At 28.5% G+C, this 516-nt stretch carries 1 protein-coding gene; it reads left to right on the forward strand.

Going from position 1 to position 516, the window contains the following annotated elements:
- The coding region (locus HCCG_RS11485) for a hypothetical protein (protein ID WP_034548731.1) at nucleotides 1–409 on the forward strand (409 nt) is incomplete at its 5' end.
- Between the last annotated feature and the right edge of the window lie 107 nt (nucleotides 410–516).

Consider the following 516-nt stretch of genomic DNA (forward strand, 5'->3'; position numbering starts at 1 on the left):
AGCTAAAGACTATGCAGATGTAGCAGACGCTTCTTATGCAATGTTGCATTATATTGATAATAATGAAGTATTTGACCCAAGAGATGATGAGTTTAGGGCCAAAATCCCCGCATTTAAACCAAAAGAAAGATGGATATATGCAGATGGAATAAAATTAGGATATGAAATTACCAAAGAAAATACACAAGATAAAGAGAAGCAAAAATTAATAGAAAAAATTAAAAGAAACCTAGAACAACCCACTGCTTATGCTTTAGCCATAGAAGCTAGGTTTAGTAAAAATATGACAATCAATATGCCCAAATATGATAATCTTAGCAAACTAGAATTAAAGCTAATAAATAATACAATACAGAATCTTATTTATAGAAATAAAAAAGATTCAAAAACTAAAAGGATAACTCTATGAAATACTTTATCTTAATTTTTATTGGTCTTATAACTTTAGCCATTATTACTTCTTGTGGGTTGATTCAAACAAGTTCAGCTGATAAAGAAAAAGTAAGAATAGCAGAT

The organism is Helicobacter cinaedi CCUG 18818 = ATCC BAA-847 (genome assembly GCF_000155475.1).
Taxonomy (GTDB): domain Bacteria; phylum Campylobacterota; class Campylobacteria; order Campylobacterales; family Helicobacteraceae; genus Helicobacter_C; species Helicobacter_C cinaedi.